The sequence below is a fragment of the Streptomyces sp. NPDC093221 genome, assembly GCF_044753885.1.
GTDB lineage: Bacteria > Actinomycetota > Actinomycetes > Streptomycetales > Streptomycetaceae > Actinacidiphila.
On the sequence record NZ_JBIVOA010000002.1, the window covers coordinates 320,399 to 337,488 of the forward strand.

Annotated in this window: 8 protein-coding genes; 7 read left to right on the forward strand and 1 reads right to left on the reverse strand. The window is 71.5% G+C overall.

Annotated elements, in window-relative coordinates; translation table 11 throughout:
- The first annotated feature begins 395 nt into the window (after nt 1-395).
- The 3 genes from ACIQCJ_RS07510 to ACIQCJ_RS07520 all read left to right on the forward strand — a co-directional run bounded on the left by ACIQCJ_RS07510 (nt 396) and on the right by ACIQCJ_RS07520 (nt 4,821).
- Nucleotides 396-2,744: a M4 family metallopeptidase gene (locus ACIQCJ_RS07510; protein ID WP_391044828.1), complete on the forward strand. Its 2,349-nt coding sequence runs from the start codon at nt 396-398 to the stop codon at nt 2,742-2,744.
- Between the two features lie 277 nt (nt 2,745-3,021).
- Nucleotides 3,022-3,225 carry a cold-shock protein gene (locus ACIQCJ_RS07515; protein WP_188279682.1) on the forward strand — a complete coding sequence of 68 codons (204 nt, stop codon included), beginning with the start codon at nt 3,022-3,024 and terminating at the stop codon, nt 3,223-3,225.
- Nucleotides 3,226-3,276: 51 nt separating this feature from the next.
- Nucleotides 3,277-4,821 carry a DEAD/DEAH box helicase gene (locus tag ACIQCJ_RS07520; protein WP_391161522.1) on the forward strand — a complete coding sequence of 515 codons (1,545 nt, stop codon included), beginning with the start codon at nt 3,277-3,279 and terminating at the stop codon, nt 4,819-4,821.
- A gap of 578 nt (nt 4,822-5,399) precedes the next feature.
- Here ACIQCJ_RS07520 and glgP read toward each other — a convergent pair.
- On the reverse strand, nt 5,400-8,009 hold the full coding sequence (gene glgP / locus ACIQCJ_RS07525) for an alpha-glucan family phosphorylase (protein ID WP_402710961.1): 2,610 nt from the start codon (nt 8,007-8,009) through the stop codon (nt 5,400-5,402).
- A 721-nt stretch (nt 8,010-8,730) separates the two neighbouring features.
- Between glgP and ACIQCJ_RS07530 the strand changes: the two genes are divergently transcribed.
- The 4 genes from ACIQCJ_RS07530 to glgB all read left to right on the forward strand — a co-directional run bounded on the left by ACIQCJ_RS07530 (nt 8,731) and on the right by glgB (nt 16,937).
- Nucleotides 8,731-10,716: an alpha-1,4-glucan--maltose-1-phosphate maltosyltransferase gene (locus tag ACIQCJ_RS07530; protein ID WP_402710962.1), complete on the forward strand. Its 1,986-nt coding sequence runs from the start codon at nt 8,731-8,733 to the stop codon at nt 10,714-10,716.
- Nucleotides 10,713-12,413, forward strand: a complete 1,701-nt coding sequence (treS, locus tag ACIQCJ_RS07535; RefSeq protein WP_355349586.1) for a maltose alpha-D-glucosyltransferase — start codon at nt 10,713-10,715, stop codon at nt 12,411-12,413. Before ACIQCJ_RS07530 ends, treS begins: the two co-directional genes overlap by 4 nt.
- A 442-nt stretch (nt 12,414-12,855) precedes the next feature.
- Nucleotides 12,856-14,403, forward strand: coding sequence for a maltokinase N-terminal cap-like domain-containing protein (locus ACIQCJ_RS07540; protein WP_391161524.1), 1,548 nt, complete (start codon nt 12,856-12,858; stop codon nt 14,401-14,403).
- Complete coding sequence (gene glgB, locus ACIQCJ_RS07545; protein ID WP_402710963.1) at nt 14,400-16,937, forward strand: 1,4-alpha-glucan branching enzyme; 2,538 nt, start codon at nt 14,400-14,402, stop codon at nt 16,935-16,937. Before ACIQCJ_RS07540 ends, glgB begins: the two co-directional genes overlap by 4 nt.
- The last annotated feature ends 153 nt before the right edge of the window (nt 16,938-17,090 follow it).

Below are 17,090 nucleotides of genomic sequence, written 5' to 3' on the forward strand. Positions count from 1 at the left end.
CGGTTCGCATTGCCGGGACACCAACTGCGCCTGATCCAGAGGGCCGGATTGGCCCCCTCTTGACCGCATTCGCCCGCAGAAAAACTTCTTCTCCGCGCAACACCGCGATGACAAATGACCGCTATGCGAACACCGCTCACCGAACAACGGACTGTTTTCGGCCAAGTTTGCCCCACGCCACTGACATGTACCGGTAAAGGATGCCACTCTGTGCCCCGTTCCACAGCAACGCCACAGCACTACAGCAGTGCCACAGCTCTACCCGGACAGATCACCAACCCCACCTGTCCGGACTGTCACCGACCGCCCATCCGCGGTCGCCGCAGAAGGAGTGACGAGTGCGCAGATCCCCCCGCAAGGCAACAGCAGCAGGAGTGCTGATTGCCGGTGCAGCGATGCTGGCGGTCGCACTGCCCGCGGGTACGGCCTCAGCAGGCGTACCCGGGCAGGCAACAGCCCAGGCCAGTACACATGTTCAGCCGCGAGCGGGTGCGCTGCCCGCATCGCTCTCCCCGGCCCAGCAGGCCACCCTCGTCTCGCAGGCGCAGACCAAGAGCGCGGCCACCGCGTCCTCGCTGCACCTGAGCTCGGGTGAGAAGCTGGTCGTCAAGTCCGTCACCAAGGACACCGACGGCACCGTCCACACCCGCTACGAGCGTACGTACCAGGGCCTGCCGGTCCTCGGCGGCGACTTGATCGTGCACCAGGACGCCGCAGGGGCGACCACCGGTGTCGACAAGGCGACCAACGCCTCGGTGGCGGTGGCCAGCACGACCGCGGTCAAGAGCGCGGACTCGGCGAAGACCACGGCGCTCGCCCGCGCGAAGGCGGACGGCGCGGCCTCCCCGGCCGCGGTCGGCGCGCCGCACAAGGTCATCTGGGCCGCGTCCGGTACGCCCGTACTGGCCTGGGAGTCCGTCATCGGCGGCTTCCAGGAGGACGGCACGCCGAACCAGCTCCACGTCATCACCGACGCGAGCACCGGCAACCGCCTGTACGAGTACCAGGGCATCGAGACCGGCATCGGCAACAGTGAGTACAGCGGCCAGGTCACCATCGGCACCACGCAGTCCGGATCGACGTACACGCTGACCGACGGCGGGCGCGGCGGCCACAAGACGTACAACCTCAACCACGGCACCTCCGGCACCGGCACGCTGTTCTCGCAGTCCAGCGACACGTGGGGCGACGGCAACCCGTCGACCGCCACCACCGCCGGTGTGGACGCGGCCTACGGCGCCCAGGAGACCTGGGACTTCTACAAGAACACCTTCGGCCGCAGCGGCATACGCGGCGACGGTGTGGCCGCGTACTCCCGCGCCCACTACGGCAACAGCTACGTCAACGCCTTCTGGGACGACTCCTGCTTCTGCATGACGTACGGCGACGGCAGCGGCAACACGCACCCGCTGACCGCGCTCGACGTCGCGGGCCACGAGATGAGCCACGGCGTCACCTCCAACACCGCGGGGCTGAACTACTCGGGTGAGTCCGGCGGTCTGAACGAGGCCACCTCGGACATCTTCGGCACCGGCGTGGAGTTCTACGCCAACAACACCTCCGACCCGGGTGACTACCTCATCGGCGAGAAGATCAACATCAACGGCAACGGCACGCCGTTGCGGTACATGGACCAGCCGAGCAAGGACGGCGGCTCGAAGGACTACTGGTCCTCCAGCCTGGGCGGCCTCGACGTGCACTACTCGTCGGGCCCGGCCAACCACTTCTTCTACCTGCTCTCCGAGGGCAGCGGCGCCAAGGTCATCGGCGGTGTGAGCTACAACAGCCCGACCTCCGACGGTCTGTCGGTGCCCGGCATCGGCCGGGACAACGCCCTCAAGCTCTGGTACAAGGCGCTCACCGAGCGCTTCACCTCGACCACCAACTACGCGTCGGCCCGCACCCAGTCGCTGCTCGCGGCGGCCGACCTGTGGGGCGCCAACAGCGCCACGTACAACACGGTCGCCAACACCTGGGCGGCGATCAACGTCGGCAGCCGGGTCACCACGCCCAGCGGCGTCACCGTCACCAACCCGGGCGCCAAGTCCACCGTGGTGAACACGGCGGCCAGCCTCCAGATCCAGGCGAGCACCACCAACGGCGGCGCGCTGACCTACACCGCGACGGGCCTGCCGGCCGGTCTGTCGATCAACGCCTCCAGCGGCCTGATCTCGGGCACCCCGACCGCGACCGGCAGCTCCAGCGTGACGGTCACGGCGAAGGACTCCACCAACGCCACCGGTACGGCCACCTTCACCTGGACGGTCACCAGCGCGGGCGGCGGCGGCTGCACCGCGGCGCAGCTCCTGACCAACCCGGGCTTCGAGAGCGGCAACACCGGCTGGACGACGACGTCGGGCGTGATCGACAACAGCACCGGCGCCGCGTCCCACGGCGGCTCGTACAAGGCGTGGCTGAACGGCTACGGGACCACGCACACCGACACGCTCGCCCAGTCGGTCACGATCCCCGCCTCGTGCACCAGCGCCACCTTCACCTACTGGCTCTACATCAGCAGCCAGGAGACCTCCACGACCACGGCGTACGACAAGCTCACCCTCACGGCGGGCAGCACGACCCTGGTCACCTACTCCAACGTCAACAAGGGCACCGGCTACGTCCAGCGCTCGGTCGACCTGTCCTCCTACAAGGGCCAGACCGTCAGCCTGAAGTTCACCGGCACCGAGGACGCCTCCCTCGCGACGTCGTTCCTGATCGACGACGCGGCGGTCAACGTCAGCTAGCCCGTACGGCTCGTGTCTGAGTCCTGCGGCGGGTCCCCACCCGCCGCAGGACCCGGGCGGAGGAACTCGCCGGGACAAGATCGACCGGAGGCCGCAGGACTCTGGTAGGCTGGTCGCGTTGCAGTTGTGGTACCCAGAACTTTTTGTGCGCCTGGATGATTGCGATTCCGGGCGCACTTTTGTTTTGCCGGATTTCTCCGGTGTGGGGTGATCATCTACAGCGACCCATATCCGTACAGTGCGGGTTTGGAAACTGCCCCACCATAGGGAGATTGTTATGGCTACCGGAACCGTGAAGTGGTTCAACTCGGAAAAGGGCTTCGGCTTCATCGAGCAGGAGGGTGGCGGCCCGGACGTGTTCGCCCACTACTCGAACATTCAGTCCCAGGGCTTCCGTGAGCTGCTTGAGGGCCAGAAGGTCGAGTTCGACGTCACGCAGGGCCAGAAGGGCCCGCAGGCGGAGAACATCCGTCCGCTCTAATTCAGAGTAACCGGGCCGCGACGCTCGGTAACGGGAGGCCCGCACCGCACGGTGCGGGCCTCTCGCGTGCAGCCGCCGCAATGGCTCCCGCCGTGGCGGCCCGAGGAAGGAATCCCGCTTTTGTCACCCGTGTCCCCCGTAAAGCTGTTCTCCGAGCTTCCGCTCGACCCGGCGCTGGTCGCCGCCCTAGACGCCGACGGGGTGACAGAACCGTTCCCGATCCAGGCCGCGACGCTGCCGGACTCGCTCGCCGGCCGTGACGTGCTCGGCCGCGGCCGTACCGGCTCGGGCAAGACGCTGGCCTTCGGCCTGCCGATGCTGACCCGCGTCAAGGCGCTCGGCCGCCGCGCCGACGCCAAGCGTCCGCTGGCGCTGGTGCTGGTGCCCACCCGCGAGCTGGCCACCCAGGTGACCGACGCGCTCGCGCCGTACGCGAAGGTGCTCGGGCTGCGGACCACCGCGGTGGTCGGCGGCGCCTCCATCACCAAGCAGATCGCCGCGCTGCGCGGCGGGGCCGAGATCCTGGTCGCGACCCCCGGACGGCTCTTCGACCTGATCGAGCGGCACGCCTGCTCGCTGGACCAGGTCGGCGTGACGGTACTGGACGAGGCCGACCAGATGGCCGACATGGGGTTCCTGCCGCAGGTCACGCGGCTGCTGGAGCAGGTCAAGCCGGGCGGGCAGCGGATGCTGTTCTCGGCGACGCTGGACCGCAATGTCGACAAGCTGGTCAAGCGGTTCCTGAAGAATCCGGTCACGCACTCGGTGGACCCGTCGTCCGCGACGGTGACGACGATGGAGCACCACGTGCTGCACGTCGACGAGGCGACCAAGCGGGCGGTGACCGCGGAGATCGCCGCCCGGCAGGGCGGCGTGATCATGTTCGTCGGCACCAAGCGCGGCGCCGACCGGCTCACCAAGCACCTGCTGGGCCTCGGGGTGCGGGCGGTGGCGCTGCACGGCGGCAAGTCGCAGCCGCAGCGGAACCGGGCGCTCGACCAGTTCCGTACGGGGACGGCCGACGCCCTGGTGGCCACGAATGTCGCGGCCCGCGGGATTCACATCGAGGGTCTCGACCTGGTCGTGAACGTCGATCCGCCGACCGAGGCCAAGGACTATCTGCACCGCGGCGGGCGTACGGCGCGGGCCGGTGAGTCCGGCACGGTCGTCACGCTGGTGCTGCCCGAGCAGCGGCGCGAGAACGCCCGGCTCATGACGCAGGCCGGTATCCGGCCGCACACCGCCCGGGTCCGTCCGGGCGACGCGGATCTGGTCAGGATCACCGGTGCCCGGCAGCCGTCCGGCACCCCGGTCACGCTGCCCGCCGCCGAGGTCCCGGCGCCCAAGGCCAAGGCTCCCGGCGCGGCCCCGTCCCGCCGCCGCCGTGGCGGCAGTGGGCGCGGCGGCGCCGCCACCGCCGGTGAGCGTCAGCAGCCCGCCAAGAAGGCCGCATCCCGCCGTACCGGCGCCACCGCCAACGAGGGCGCCGCCGGCCGCGGCCGCCGCACCGGCCCCGGCGCCGCCGCCGGCCGCGGCGGCGCGGTGGGCCGCCGCGCCCGCGGCGGCGACACCGGCAGCTCAGGCCGCGCGGCCTGACCCCACCCCGCACACCGAAGCGCCCCCGCCGATCCCCTCGGCGGGGGCGCTTCCCCCTCTCCGCCGCACCACCTCGGCCGCCGGGCGGGCGGGCGGCTCCGAAACAGCCCCCGGCCGCAGGCCGAATCGGCGACCCGAACCTTCCGGCCCCCTGCACCGCACGAGCCGAGCAGGCCGGAGACACCGGGCGAAGCCCCGGTCGGAAGGCCGACCCCACGCCGGAGGCGAGCCCCGGCCGCAGGCCGACCGGCGGATCGGGGCCGCAACGGTTCCCACGCCGAAGGCGAGCCCCGGCCGCAGGCCGACACGGCGAACCGGAGCCACCGGCCCCCGGCACCGCACGAGCCGGGCAGGCCGGAGGCGCTGGGCGAAGCCCGGGCCGGAAGGCCAGCCCCACGCCAGAGGCGAGCCCCCGGCCGCAGGCCGACACGGCGACCCGAAGCCTCCGGCCCTCTGCACCGCACGAGCTGGGCAGGCCGGAGGCGGGCCCCCCGGCCGGAAGGCCAACCCCACGCCGGAGGCAAGCCCCCGGCCCGAGGCCAACTCCGCTGGGGAGGCGGGCCCCGGTCGGAGGGCGGTTAGCGGAGGAGGCCGGCGGTCATGCCCTCCGTTTCCGGGGGGATGGCCATCAGGCCGAGCTCGGCGGGAGTGGCCAGGTGGGGGTGGGTGGGGAGGACGCGGACGGTGTAGCCGAAGGGGCCGGTGCGGTCGAGGGTGAGAGGCCCTTCGTAGTGGTAGCGCCCCGCGCTGTCGGTGCGGGAGGTGGGCTTGAGCGAGGCGACGGTGGGATCGGCGAGCCGGTCGGCGGCGTCGACGCGGCCGGACAGGAGCTGGACGTCGACGTCCGTCGGGTCCAGCTCGCCGAGGGCGACCTCCACCCGGAGGGTGAGCGTGGAGCCCAGCTCCGGGGTGCCGCCGACCGAGCCGGTCTCCACGTGCTGGACCGAGACCCGCGGCCACTGCTGCCGTACCCGCCGCTTCCAGGCGGCCAGCGCCCCGGCCTCCTCCCCGTGTACGGCGCGGTGCGAACGGGCGGCGGGCGCGTACAGCGTGCGGACGTAGTCCTGGACCATCCGGCCGGCCACCACCTTCGGGCCGAGGGTGGTGAGGGTGTGCCGGACCATCTCGATCCAGCGGCCGGGCAGGCCCTGCGCGCCCTGGTCGTAGAAGCGCGGCGCGACCTGCTTCTCCAGCAGGTCGTAGAGCGCGGCGGCCTCCAGCTCGTCGCGGCGGTCCTCGTCGACGACGCCGTCGGCGGTGGGGATCGCCCAGCCGTTGTCGCCGTCGAACCACTCGTCCCACCAGCCGTCGAGCACCGACAGGTTGAGGCAGCCGTTGAGCGCGGCCTTCATCCCCGAGGTGCCGCAGGCCTCCAGCGGGCGCAGCGGATTGTTGAGCCAGACGTCGCAGCCGGGGTAGAGCAGCCGCGCCATCCGCATGTCGTAGTCCGGCAGGAAGACGATGCGGTGCCTGACCCGGGGGTCGTCGGTGAACCTGACCAGCTCCTGGACCAGCCGCTTGCCGCTGTCGTCGGCCGGGTGAGCCTTGCCCGCGACCACGATCTGGATCGGCCGCTCGGCGTGCAGCAGCAGGTCCATCAGCCGGTCCTGGTCGCGCAGCATGAGGGTGAGCCGCTTGTACGACGGGACCCGGCGCGCGAAGCCGATGGTGAGCACGTCGGGGTCGAGGACGCTGTCGGTCCAGCCCAGTTCTGCCTCTCCCGCGCCGCGCTGCCGCCAGGACTCGCGGACCCGGCGCCGTACGTCCTCCACGAGCTGTTCGCGCAGTTCGCGGCGGAGTTCCCAGACGGCGGCGTCGGGGATGTCGGCGATGGCCTCCCAGCGGTCGGCGCCGCCGACCATCAGGGCGTCCTCGGCGCGCTGGGTGCCGATCTGCCGGGCGCCGAGCCGGAACACCTCGGGGGCGACCCAGGTGGGCGCGTGCACGCCGTTGGTGATGGACGTGATCGGCACGTCCTCCGGGTCGAAGCCCGGCCAGAGCCCGGCGAACATCTCGCGGCTGACGGAGCCGTGCAGGGTGGAGACGCCGTTGGCGCGCTGGGCCAGCCGCAGACCCATCACCGCCATGTTGAACAGGTTAGGGTCGCCGCCGGGGTAGGTCTCCATGCCCAGTTCGAGGACGCGGCCTACGTCGACGCCGGGCAGCTCGCCGCCGTCGCCGAGGTGGCGGCCGACCAGTTCGCGGTCGAAGCGGTCGATGCCCGCGGGGACGGGGGTGTGCGTGGTGAACACCGTCCCGGCCCGTACGGCCTCCAGCGCCGCGTCGAAGTCGAGCCCTTCGAGGGCCAGTTCGCGGATGCGCTCCAGGCCGAGGAAACCGGCGTGGCCCTCGTTGGTGTGGAACACCTCGGGTTCGGCGTGGCCGGTGATCCGGCAGTAGGCGCGGACGGCGCGGACGCCGCCGATGCCCAGCAGCATCTCCTGGAGCAGCCGGTGCTCGCTGCCGCCGCCGTAGAGCCGGTCGGTGACATCGCGCTCGGCGGGTTCGTTGGCCTCGACGTCGGAGTCGAGGAGCAGCAGCGGGACGCGTCCGACCTGGGCCTTCCAGATCTGGGCGCGCAGCGATCGGCCGCCGGGCAGGACGAGGGAGACCTCGGCGGGGGCGCCGTTCGTCTCGCGGAGCAGGGTGACGGGCAGTTCGTTGGGGTCGAGGACGGGGTACTGCTCCTGCTGCCAGCCCTCGCGGGAGAGGGTCTGGCGGAAGTAGCCGTGCCGGTAGAGCAGGCCGACGCCGATGATCGGGGCGCCGAGGTCGCTCGCGGCCTTCAGGTGGTCGCCGGCGAGGATGCCGAGGCCGCCGGAATACTGCGGCAGCGCGGCGGTGATGCCGAATTCGGGTGAGAAGTAGGCGATGGCTGCGGGCAGGTCGCTCTGTTCCTGATACCAGCGGGGGTTGCTGGTGTAGTCGGCCAGTTCCTCCGCCGCGGCGGCCAGGCGGCGCAGAAAGCGCCGGTCCCCGGCGAGCGCGGCGAGCCGTTCCTTGGACACGGCGCCGAGCAGCCGCACGGGGTCGCCTTGGGCGGCCCGCCAGCCCACGGGGTCGACGCTCTGGAACAGCTCCCGGGTCTCCGGGTGCCATGACCAGCGTAGGTTCTGGGCCAGCTCCCCGAGCGGGCGCAGAGGTTCCGGCAGGACGGTGCGCACGGTGAATCGACGGATTGCCTTCACGTATTCGACCGTAGACCCGATGGCGGGGGGCCTGCGGCCAGTGTCCACGATCCGGTGGTTCAAACGCGCGAACGGCGGCTCACGGAAGCGACCGGTCGCAGTGCGGATCACGCCGGTGGGCGGGGCAGGTCGTACGGCCCCGGCCGGGGGTCACCGGCCCGGCGCGTGACCGCCGTCGCCCTGTGGGTTCCGGGTGACGTGAGGGTATGGCCGTACGCGGGCGTGTCGGGTGCTTCGCGTACGGTGGGGGCGTGCGCGGGGGCGCTCTCGGGGGCGCGTGTCAGGCGCGCCCGTGGTCGGCCCCACAATGGCGTCAGGGGCAGGTCGGGGGTGGCGGATTGAGCATTCGTGACGCGCTCCCGAAACGCTTCGGTGAGGTGCTTTCGTCTCGCGGAGCGTGGGCAGGCTCCGATTGCGGGGCTTCGCGCGGAGCACGAGACTGCACCACACAGCGTCACAACGCACCGTCAGGTCCCACGGCACCACACGTACGGCACCACAGTCATGGCAGCAATCGTCCCGGATCGTCACCTATCACCTCCACACGAGTGAACGCGGACTGGAGCGGCCATGCAGGCAAGCCCGCACTGCCCGGAACAGCTAAAAAGAGCGGGGGCCCGCGAGGGAGCGGCCCGTCGCGACGCTGCTCGCCGCCGCCGTGGGCCGCTGTCCGGCGCCCCCCATCTCCGCCGTCCCATCCACAGCGCTGTCAGGTGAGGCAATGATCGGTCGTATTCCCGTCGTCGATGTCCGTCCGTTGGTGGACTGTGGCCGCCGCCCGGCGAAGGCGGTGGCCGGAGAGACCTTCGAGGTGACCGCCACCGTGTTCCGGGAGGGGCACGACGCGGTGGCCGCGAACGTGGTGCTGCGGGACCCGACCGGCAGGTCGGGGCCGTGGACGCCGATGCGCGAGCTGGAGCCCGGCACGGACCGGTGGGGCGCGCGCGTCACCCCGACGGCCGAGGGGCGCTGGACGTACTGCGTGGAGGGCTGGTCCGACCCGGTGGCGACCTGGCGGCACGCGGCGGGCATCAAGATCCCCGCCGGGATCGACACCGAACTGGTGCTGGCCGAGGGCGCGCTGCTGCACGAGCGGGCGGCGGCCGGGGTGCCCAAGAGCGACGGCAGGGCGGGTGTGCTGGCCGCGGTGGACGCGCTGCGGGACGCCTCGCGCACCCCCGCCGCCCGGCACGCGGCGGCGCTGGCGGACGACGTGGTCGGCACACTCGACCGGTATCCGCTGCGCGAGCTGGTCAGCGCCTCCCGGCCGCTGCCGCTGCACGTGGAGCGGGAGCGGGCGCTGTACGGGTCCTGGTACGAGCTGTTCCCCCGCTCGGAGGGGGCGGTGCTCGAAGAGGGCGCCCCGCCGCGCTCGGGGACCTTCCGTACCGCGGCCGAGCGGCTGCCCGCGGTGGCCGCGATGGGTTTCGACGTGGTCTATCTGCCGCCCATTCACCCGATCGGCACAGCTTTCCGCAAGGGCCCGAACAACAGCCTGACGCCCGGCCCCGACGACGTCGGCTCGCCGTGGGCGATCGGCTCCCCCGAGGGCGGGCACGACGCCGTCCACCCGGACCTGGGCACCCTGGCGGACTTCGACCACTTCGTGGAGCGGGCCCGCGAGCTGCGGATGGAGGTGGCGCTGGACTTCGCGCTCCAGTGCTCGCCCGACCACCCGTGGGTGGCCAAGCACCCGGAGTGGTTCGCGCACCGCGCGGACGGCACGATCGCGTACGCGGAGAATCCGCCGAAGAAGTACCAGGACATCTACCCGATCGCCTTCGACGAGGACTTCGCGGGCATCGTCAGGGAGACCCTGCGGGTGCTGCGGCACTGGATGGCGCACGGGGTGCGGATCTTCCGGGTGGACAATCCGCACACCAAGCCGGTGGTGTTCTGGGAGAAGGTCATCGCGGACATCAACCGCACCGACCCGGACGTGATCTTCCTGGCGGAGGCGTTCACCCGTCCCGCGATGATGGCCACCCTCGGCCAGATCGGTTTCCAGCAGTCGTACACGTACTTCACCTGGCGTAACGACAAGAGCGAACTGACCGACTACATGCGGGAGTTGAGCGGGGAGGCGGCAGCGTGGATGCGGCCCAACTTCTTCGTGAACACCCCCGACATCCTGCACGCCTTCCTCCAGCACGGCGGCCGTCCGGCCTTCGAGGCGCGGGCGGTGCTCGCCGCGACGCTCTCGCCCACCTGGGGCGTCTACGCGGGCTTCGAACTGTGTGAGGGCACCCCTGCCAAGCCCGGCAGTGAGGAGTACCTGCACTCGGAGAAGTACGAACTCCGGCCGCGGGACTGGGCGGCGGCCGAGGCCGAGGGCCGCTCGCTCGCCCCGCTGATCACCACGCTCAACCGGCTGCGCCGCCGTCACCCGGCGCTCCAGCAGCTACGGGACATCACATTTCACCCAGTGGACAACAGCGCGGTACTGGCCTACTCCAAGCGCCGCGACGACGATGTCGTACTGGTGGTCGTCAACCTGGACCCGTTCCACACCCAGGAGGCCACCGTCTCGTTGAACATGCCGGCACTCGGGCTCTCCTGGCACGAGTCATACCCGGTGCGCGACGAGCTCACCGGGGACACCTACCACTGGGGCAGAGACAACTATGTGCGCCTTGAGCCGGGCCGCGCGCCCGCGCATGTCCTGTCGCTGCGACCGTCTCCTTCGATCGGAGGGTCACTCAGTTGATCGTCAACGAACCCGTCCCTGACACCTTCGAGGACACACCGGCCAAGGACCGTGATCCCGACTGGTTCAAACGGGCGGTGTTCTACGAAGTCCTCGTCCGGTCCTTCCAGGACAGCAACGGAGACGGCGTAGGCGACCTGAAAGGCATCACCGCCAAGCTGGACTATCTCCAGTGGCTCGGCGTGGACTGCCTCTGGTTGCCGCCGTTCTTCGCGTCACCGCTGCGGGACGGCGGATACGACGTGGCCGACTACACGGCCGTGCTGCCGGAATTCGGCGACCTGGCGGACTTCGTGGAATTCGTGGACGCCGCGCACCAGCGCGGCATGCGCGTGATCATCGACTTCGTCATGAACCACACGAGCGACCAGCACGAGTGGTTCCAGCAGTCTCGCAGCGACCCGGAGGGACCGTACGGGGACTTCTACACCTGGGCGGACGACGACAAGCAGTACGACGGCGCCCGCATCATCTTCGTCGACACCGAGACCTCGAACTGGACGTTCGACCCGGTGCGCAAGCAGTACTACTGGCACCGGTTCTTCTCCCACCAGCCGGATCTCAACTACGAGAACCCGCGGGTGCAGGAGGAGATCCTGGCCGCGCTGCGCTTCTGGCTCGACCTCGGGATCGACGGTTTCCGGCTGGACGCGGTGCCCTATCTCTTCCAGGAGGAGGGCACCAACTGCGAGAACCTGCCGCGTACCCACCAGTTCCTGAAGAAGGTGCGCTCCGAGATCGACGCGCACTACCCCGACACCGTGCTGCTGGCCGAGGCCAATCAGTGGCCCGAGGACGTCGTCGACTACTTCGGCGACTTCCGCAAGGGCGGCGACGAATGCCATATGGCGTTCCACTTCCCCGTCATGCCGCGCATCTTCATGGCGGTCAGGCGGGAATCGCGCTACCCGGTGTCGGAAATCCTGGCGAAGACTCCCGCCATCCCGGCGAGTTGCCAGTGGGGCATCTTCCTGCGGAACCACGACGAGCTGACCCTCGAAATGGTGACCGACGAGGAACGCGACTACATGTACGCGGAGTACGCCAAGGACCCGCGGATGCGCGCCAACATCGGCATCCGCAGGCGGCTGGCACCGCTGCTGGACAACGACCGCAACCAGATCGAGCTGTTCACCGCGCTGCTGCTCTCCCTGCCGGGATCCCCGATCCTGTACTACGGCGACGAGATCGGCATGGGCGACAACATCTGGCTCGGTGACCGGGACGCGGTCCGTACGCCGATGCAGTGGACCCCCGACCGCAACGCGGGCTTCTCGTCCAGCGACCCCGGACGGCTCTACCTGCCCACGATCATGGACCCGGTCTACGGGTACCAGGTCACCAATGTCGAGGCGCAGATGAGCTCACCCAGCTCGCTGCTGCACTGGACGCGGCGGATGATCGAGATCCGCAAGCAGAACCGTGCCTTCGGGCTCGGTTCCTACACCGAGCTGCCGTCGAGCAACCCGGCCGTGCTGGCGTTCCTGCGCGAGTCCGGCGACGACCTCGTGCTGTGCGTGAACAACTTCTCGCGGTTCGCCCAGCCCACCGAGCTGGATCTGCGGAGCTTCGCCGGGCGGCACCCGGTGGAGCTGATCGGCGGGGTGCGCTTCCCCGCGATCGGTCAACTGCCGTACCTGCTCACCCTCGCGGGCCACGGCTTCTACTGGTTCCGGCTCCGCCGCGAGCAGGTGTGACGGCGGGGGGCCGGAGCGACCGGCCCCCCGCAGCCGACGCGGGCGGCACACCGCCCCCGCGGCCGGCCCCCGCTCCGAGTAGCGGGCATCCCGGACCCCTGGCAGTATCCGGAGTACCCCAGCAGCACCCGCGGGGCGCATTCCGTCGTACGTCGGCTCGCTGACACATGATCGTCACGCGGGCGGGCCGTACGGCGGTTTCCTGTCACCCGCCCGGGGCAGGCTCCCCGTGTCGCCGGACAGCCCGAACCCGTCATCCGGGAGGCTGGCGCCCCCGCCGCGCGTCGAAGCGGCCGGGTGCGCGACTCCCCGGGGAAAGGACGTCATGTCGGACCGCTCCTGGACCCGTGCTCCTTCCGTACCCACCTCACCATCCGGATCCACCTCACCGTCCGTATCGAATTCACCATCGAGTTCACCATCCGTGTCGGGGTCACGCCCCGTGACGGACGCGCGCTCGGCCGCGGCTTCCTCATCCGCCCCGGCCGCCGCCTCGGCCGCGGCCTCGGCCGCCGCTTCGCCGACGGGCCCGGACGTGCCGTCCGCGAGCGGTGTGCCGCCCGTCGCCGGGCGGCCGCTGGCGCCCGGCCTGCTGCGGTCGCTCGAACCGCTGCTGCGCTCCTGGCTGCCCAAACAGCGCTGGTTCGCCGGCAAGGGCCTGCCCATCGGCGGCTTCCGGCTGGCCGCGGCCACCGAGCTGATGCCTCCCGGCGGCCGGCTCGGCCCGCTGGGGCTGCTGCACGTCCTGGTGGACGTCGAGCAGCCCGGCCGCCCCGCCGACTGCTACCAACTGCTGCTCGGCGCGCACCCGCTGCTGCCGTCGGCGCTGGTACGGGCCGCGCTCGGCCCGGCCGTCGGCGGCCCGTACGACGGCCTGACGCTCTACGACGCGCCGCACGACCCCCGGCTGGCCGCGCTGCTGCTCGAACGGCTCCGCGCGCCCGGCACCACCGGGCGGCTGCGCTTCAGCGTCGAGCCGCAGGAGGAGTTCCCGCCGGGGCTGACGCCGCGCGTCTCCACCGCCGAGCAGTCCAACACCTCGGTCGTGTACGGGGACGCCTACATCCTCAAGCTGTTCCGCCGCGTCTCCCCCGGCACCAACCCGGACCTGGAGCTGTCGCTCGCGCTGGCCCACAAGGGCTCGCGGCGGGTCGCGGAGCCGGTCGCCTGGTTCGAGGCGCTGCCGCCGGAGGGCGTCATGGGCCCGCAGGGCGCGGCGGCGGGCACGACGGAGCCGACCACGCTCGGTGTGCTCCAGCGCTTCCTGCCCGGCTCGTCCGACGGCTGGGCCCTGGCCCTGGCCTCGGTCGCCGAGGACGGCGACTTCACCGGCGAGGCGGCGGCGCTCGGCCGCGCCACGGCCGAGGTGCACGGCGCTCTGGCCGACGCGCTGCCGGTCCGTACCCTGGACGGCCCAGCGCTGGAACGTATCGCCTCGGCGATGACCCGGCGGCTGGACGAGACCGCGAAGGAGGTCCCGGCCGTACGGCCGCACGTCGCGGCGCTGCGCTCGGCCTTCGACGACCTCGCGCGGCTCGGCGCGGCCCCCGGCAACGCGGTGACCGCCCAGCGGATCCACGGCGACCTGCACCTGGGGCAGGCGCTGCGCGGTCCGGACGGCGAGTGGGTGCTGATCGACTTCGAGGGCGAGCCTGCCCGGCCGCTGGCCGAACGGCGCCGGGCGGCGCCGCCGGTCCAGGACGTGGCGGGCATGCTGCGGTCCTTCGACTACGCCGCCCACCACAGCGGCAACGGTCCCTGGGCCGCCCGCCACCGGGACGCCTTCTGCGCCGGGTACGCCGCCGTGTCCGGGGTGGACCCGCGCGAACAGCCCGTGCTGATACGGGCCTTCGAGACCGACAAGGCGGTCTACGAGGCCCGGTACGAGGCGCGGCACCGCCCCGCCTGGCTCCCCATCCCGCTCTCCGCCCTGGCCCGCCTGGCCGCCGCCACTTCTGACGCCGCCCCTTCTGAGGAGTCCAGCCCGTGACACGCCCCGACGACCGTTTCCTCCCCGAGGCCCAGGCGCGCGGCTACGACCGCGGCACCCCCCACCCGGCCGCCTCCGGCACGGCTCCGGGACCGGCCCCGCTTGCGGATACGACTCCGCCTGCCCCCTCGTCCGACGCCGCGGCGGTACCGGCCGCCCCGGTGCCGGGCGCGGGTCCTGTGGCGCCGGCGGTCACGGTGCCCGGCGCGGGCCCGGCCGCGACCGGCCGGCTCGCCGAGAGCGCCCCGCAGGGGCACGGGGCCGAGTCCGACGTGCCGCTGCCGCCGCGTGAGCGCGAGCAGCCCACCACCGGCGGGAGGACCGGGGCCGACCCCGAGCCCTCCTTCGGGCCGGAACCCGGAAGCCTGGTCGGCGACGACCGCCGGCGGCTACTGGACGGCGCGCACCACGACCCGCACGGAGTGCTGGGGGCGCACCCGGTGGACGGCGGCGTCCGGATCAGGGCGCTGCGGCCGTTCGCACGGGCGGTGGCGGCCGTCGTGGACGGCGAGCGGTTCGACCTCACCGACGAGGCCGACGGCCTCTTCTCCGCGGTGCTGCCCCGCACCGACGTGCCGGAGTACCGGCTGGCCGTCACGTACGACGACGGCGAGCACATCGTGGAGGACCCGTACCGCTTCCTGCCGTCCCTCGGGGAGCTGGACCTGCATCTGATCGGGGAGGGGCGGCACGAGGAGCTGTGGAAGGCGCTGGGCTCCCGGCCGATGACGCACGGCGGCGTGACCGGTACGCGCTTCGCGGTGTGGGCGCCGAACGCGCGCGGGGTGCGCGTGGCCGGGGAGTTCAACTACTGGGACGGCACCGGCTTCCCGATGCGCTCGCTGGGCGCGACCGGGGTGTGGGAGCTGTTCGTGCCGGGCGTCGGCGCCGGGACGGCGTACAAGTACGAGATCACCCGGCCCGACGGCTCGCGCGGGATGAAGGCCGACCCGATGGCGCGGGCCACCGAGGTGCCGCCCGCGACCGCGTCGGTCGTCACGGAGTCGGCGTACGAGTGGGCCGACCAGGAGTGGATGGCCCGCAGGGGCGAACTCCCGGTGCACCGGGCGCCGTTCTCGGTCTACGAGCTGCACCTGGCCTCGTGGCGGCCGGGGCTGACCTACCGTGAGCTGGCCGAGCAGTTGCCCGCGTACGTGAAGGAACTCGGCTTCACGCACGTGGAGTTGATGCCGGTCGCCGAGCACCCCTTCGGCGGCTCCTGGGGCTACCAGGTGACGTCGTACTACGCGCCGACCTCGCGGCTCGGCTCGCCCGACGACTTCCGGTACCTGGTGGACGCCCTGCACGCGGCCGGGATCGGCGTGATCATGGACTGGGTGCCCGCGCACTTCCCCAAGGACGACTGGGCACTGGCCCGGTTCGACGGCGCGCCGCTGTACGAGCCCGCCGACCCGCGCCGGGCGGAACACCCGGACTGGGGCACCCTGGAGTTCGACTTCGGCCGTACCGAGGTGCGCAACTTCCTTGTGGCGAACGCCGTGTACTGGTGCGAGGAGTTCCACATCGACGGGCTGCGGGTGGACGCGGTGGCCTCGATGCTCTACCTCGACTACTCCCGCGAGGGCGGCGACTGGCTGCCCAACGCGTACGGCGGCCGGGAGAATCTGGACGCGGTGGCGTTCCTCCAGGAGATGAACGCGACCGTCTACCGGCGCTGTCCCGGCACCGTCACCATCGCCGAGGAGTCGACGGCCTGGGACGGGGTCACCCGGCCCACCCACCTGGTCGGCCCGGCCGGCTTCGGCGGCCTCGGCTTCGGCCTGAAGTGGAACATGGGCTGGATGCACGACTCGCTGGACTACGTCTCGCACGAGCCGGTGCACCGCAAGTACCACCACAACGAGATGACGTTCTCCATGGTGTACGCGTACTCGGAGAACTACGTGCTGCCCATCTCGCACGACGAAGTGGTGCACGGCAAGGGCTCGTTGGTGGCGAAGATGCCCGGCGACTGGTGGCAGCAGCGGGCCACCGTACGGGCGTACCTGGGCTTCATGTGGGCCCACCCCGGCAAGCAACTGCTCTTCATGGGGCAGGAGTTCGCGCAGGGCGCCGAGTGGTCGCACGAGAACGGCCCCGACTGGTGGCTGCTGGACGAGAGTTACCCGGCCGCGGCCGACCACAGGGGCGTACGCGACCTGGTCCGCGACCTGAACGCGGCGTACACGGCCGCGCCCGCGCTGTGGCAGCTCGACACCGACCCCAGCGGTTTCACCTGGATCGACGGCGGCGCGGTGGAGGACAACACCTTCTCCTTCCTCCGCTACGACGAGGCGGGTGACCCGCTGCTGTGCGTCAGCAACTTCTCCCCCGTCGTCCGCGAGAACTACCGCCTCGGCTCCCCCGACGTCGTCTGGAAGCAGGTGCTGAACACCGACGAGGCCCGTTACGGCGGCAGCGGCGTCGTGGTCGCCGAGCCCGTCAAGAGCGAGCCGACGCCCTGGAACGGCCAGCCCCACAGCATCTCGCTGACCCTTCCCCCGCTGGCGACCCTCTGGCTGCGCCCGGCGTAGCCCTCGCGTGACCGACACGGCCCCCGCGGGCCGGGCGACGGCCCGGCCCGCGGGGGCCGTTTGCGCCCCACCAGCAGGACAGGAAAGTTTCCTAACCAAAACCCTTGTTGCGGACACGCCAGCGCTACTACCGTTCCGGCAACGCCTTTCCGG

Excerpts from the sequence above, each read along its gene's own strand:
- ACIQCJ_RS07530 (WP_402710962.1), top strand. The coding sequence starts at position 8,731 with ATGATCGGTCGTATTCCCGTCGTCGATGTCCGTCCGTTGGTGGACTGT.
- ACIQCJ_RS07510 (WP_391044828.1), top strand. The coding sequence starts at position 396 with ATGCTGGCGGTCGCACTGCCCGCGGGTACGGCCTCAGCAGGCGTACCC.
- ACIQCJ_RS07515 (WP_188279682.1), top strand. The coding sequence starts at position 3,022 with ATGGCTACCGGAACCGTGAAGTGGTTCAACTCGGAAAAGGGCTTCGGC.